Source organism: Roseofilum sp. Guam (assembly GCF_017746735.1).
In the GTDB taxonomy this organism is placed as follows: Bacteria; Cyanobacteriota; Cyanobacteriia; order Cyanobacteriales; family Desertifilaceae; genus Roseofilum; species Roseofilum reptotaenium.
The window spans coordinates 1-3,463 of the sequence record NZ_JAGHZN010000119.1 but is presented as its reverse complement, the minus strand read 5'-3'; the positions used below and the strand labels follow the sequence as shown (position 1 = coordinate 3,463).

2 protein-coding genes are annotated in these 3,463 nt (G+C 44.9%); both read right to left on the bottom strand.

Annotation, left to right across the window (positions count from 1 at the left end):
* On the bottom strand, positions 1 to 2,749 hold a 2,749-nt coding region (locus J7529_RS24440; RefSeq protein WP_318731150.1), incomplete at its 3' end, for an ATP-binding protein.
* Between the two features lie 22 nt (positions 2,750 to 2,771).
* On the bottom strand, positions 2,772 to 3,463 hold a 692-nt coding region (locus J7529_RS24435; protein ID WP_318731149.1), incomplete at its 5' end, for an ATP-binding protein.

The window sequence follows — 3,463 nt, the reverse complement described above, 5'->3', positions numbered from 1 at the left end:
AATCTATGGCTTCAATTTCTTCTTCAATGACTTCACTTGGCTCTGGATATTCTTGCTGATACAAGTCAAGGAGTCCAAACAAGTCTTTCAGATAATCTCTGGCTGGATCTATGTTTCCAGCAATAAATCCTACGGGATTATTAATTTCGTGAGCAACCCCTGCAACTAAGTTGCCCAAAGCTGACATTTTCTCACTTTGCACCAGTTGTAATTGGGCTTGCTGGAGGTCTGCAAAAGATTGTTCAAGTTTCTGGGCATAATCTTGGGATTGCTGGTAGAGACGGGCATTTTCCAGGGAGATCGCGGCTTGGGAACAGAGCATATTCATTAGTTCCATGCGATCGCTCGTAAACGCTCCCACAGCTAGATGGTTTTCCAGATAGAGGATACCAATTAACTTACCTTGATTGAGAATCGGGGTACAAAGAAAACTTTTTGGTTGCTCTTGCAACAGATAGGGATCGGCGGCAAACTGGGTATTCCCAGAGAAGTTGTTAACAATAATAGTTTGCTGAGTGTGTTTGACTTTATTCAGAACGGTTGTTGGCAGAGTCTGTTTTTCTGGTGTCCTCAGACAATGCAACTGCCCGTTCTGGAGCTTATAGCGCCCAGCTACTTGCCAAGTTTCTTCTGAGTTCAAAAGTAGAATACTCCCATCGGCTCCCGCATTTTCCATTGTTGCCTTCATTAAGGCCAAAATCAGTTTGTCTAAGTGAATTTCACTCGATAAGGATTGGGCTGCTTTCATCGCTGTCATCCAATCAAGCATGAAGTCGGTTGTGCTACCACTGGAATCGGCTGCTTGCATTAGGGTGGAAGTAATGGTTTCATCACTGTTAAGCTGCAAAGAGTTCTGTTGCAAAATTGGAATCAGGAGTTGGGGATATTTTTCTCGGAGTCTATTGGTCTTGGCTTTGGCACCCCAACGGGCGTAGCAGTAGTAGGCATTGGTGATATAAAGTTGGGCTATTTTTTCTTTTCCCCAATCCAAGTAAAATTGAGCAGCTAGTTCATTGGCTAGGGCTTCTTCTTGTAGGTATTCGTTTGCCTTTGCTCCTGTTATGGCGCGATCGTAGAGTTCCATGGCTACCATAAAGTGGTTGTCCTGTCGAGCGAGTTCTGCTTCGATGAGATCGCATTTATGTTGGTAGTTGTGAGGAGCGTATTTTGCCCAATGCTTTAATTTTTCCACGCATTCTTCGATCTCTTGCCGCTCTTTCTCTTTTTGCGATACTTCCATGGAATTTAGAGCAGTAGTAGAGGCCAAAGAAGAATAAAACATTTCCGTAGGAATGAATAAACTGCCGGTCACTCCAGCATTGTGCGCTCTAGCAATTTTTCCATTTTCAATCGCGCTTTTATAATCTCCAAATAGATAACTTAAAAAGCTCTTGAGGAAAGAGAGAATAAAAACTAGCGTTAATTGTTCCTGTGCAATCGAGACTTTCAGGTGATCGCCCTCTTGATAAATCTCTCCTGTTAAAGTGGTCGGGTCTTCACTTTCCCCAAGTAAGTTGAGTATCGCTTGCAGCCAAGGTGATAAATATTCTGTATGAAAATCTTGTTTAAGGTGCTGGATAATCGCGAGTTTTTCTTGGCATTCTTTCCGAACGTGATCGAGGGGCAGGCCCATCAAGAAGAGATATTGAGCATATTCCGCTGCATTATAACTGGCAAATTCAAAATCTCCGGTTGCTAAACCGCTTTGTAGCCCGTCAAGGTGAAACTGCCTGCTCTCCCTAACATGAGAGCGCCAGAAGCCAATGTGAGTGGCATAGATGTTGAGGACTTTAGCGTGCAATTCCTTTGCCTTGAGGCGATCTAGCAAGGCAACAGCTAATTGACCAAATTCATAGCCGCGATCAATCTCTCCAAGGGTTTCGCACAAGAGCGCTCCATACCAAGCATAGCCGAAGGCCGAGGAGGCACAGTTGCCTCCTTTGAGGGATAAGTCCACCATGGTAAAGACAATCCGGCGAAAACAAACGGGAGAAACCGCCCAAGCAGAAGTAATAATCCCGGTCATAATATGCAGGGCTGCGAGTTGTTCTGGGTCGCTCATTTCGGGGGCATTCATGAGTTTTGCGATCGCGATCTCCCCCGACGGAGGATCTTCTAGCAAGCTAATATTCAGCAGTTCCAAGACTTCCAGACCTATTTCCAATGCCGTATGTTGATTACCCTGACCGATACAAGTGCGAATTTTAATTTCGTAAACTTCGATACGATCGAGAAGATGGCACGTTTGTTGAAGAATAACTGCTGCCAGGGGATCGACGGCCTCAAAATTCGTGTTTAAATATTCTGCTTCTAACGACTCGACAAAAATTTCCCGCGTTATTCGATAGTTACTTTGCCAACTATCTGAGGGAAGCAGTTGTCTAGCTACCGTACAATAATTGGCTGCCGCACCATAAGCGGTTGCTGATTTGGCTTTACGGGCAGCTTGTAAGTTTAAGCGAGCGAGGCGATCTCGTTCTGAGGGCGTTTTTAATAGCTCTGTACCCGCATTCAACTGGCTAGCGATCGCAAAGAGCTTCTCTTCTCGGACTTCTAGGGGAGTACGATCTAAGAGGCATCTGCCGATTTTTAAATGGGTTTGCCGTTGTTCATCTACTCCAATCAGAGAGTAGGCAGCCTGTTGCACGCGATCGTGCAAAAACTGGTAGCTCACGGATAAGTCCGATTCCAGCCCTTTTTGCTCTCCCTCGCCCCCTTGGAAAAACTTATAGGTTTTGCCTAGAGGCAAAATCAACCCCTCTTGCAGTGCCCTAAGACGCTGCTACCTCCATTGAAGACTGTTCGCTGACAATGGCCAAAGTTTCTAAGTCAAACTGATTGCCGATACAAGCAGCTAACGTCAAAATTTCTTGAGTATTCTCCGGTAACTTGTATAGCCGAGTTGCCATAAATTCAACCACATTATCCGTCAGTGCCAACTGCCGCACCCGCGTCATATCGCAGAACCAATAACCCAAATCACGGTTAAAGACAATCAACCCGTCTTCATGTAATCCCTTGAGAAACTGAGTGGCAAAAAATGGATTTCCCTTCGTCTTTTGATAAACTAATTCTGTTAACGGTCGAGCTAGTTCCTGACTACAGCTCAGGGTATCTTTTACCAAGGAATTCAGATCCGCTTCACTTAAAGAAGCAAGAGTTATCGTCTTAATCCTCGCTCCCGATTTAGCGATTTCATCTAGAGTCAACATCAACGGATGGGCGGGGAATACCTCGTTATCCCGATAGGCTCCGAGAAAGAGGAGATAACCCGTTTCGCGATCGCCAGTTAGGAGTTGCATCAATTGCAGAGATGCCGAATCTGCCCACTGAAGATCATCTATAAAAATGACCAGAGGATGCTCTTTTATCGCAAAAACTTTTATAAATTTCTGAAATAATAGATTGAATCGATTTTGCGCCGCACTGCCTGAGAGTTCAGTAATCGCTGGCTGTTGACCAA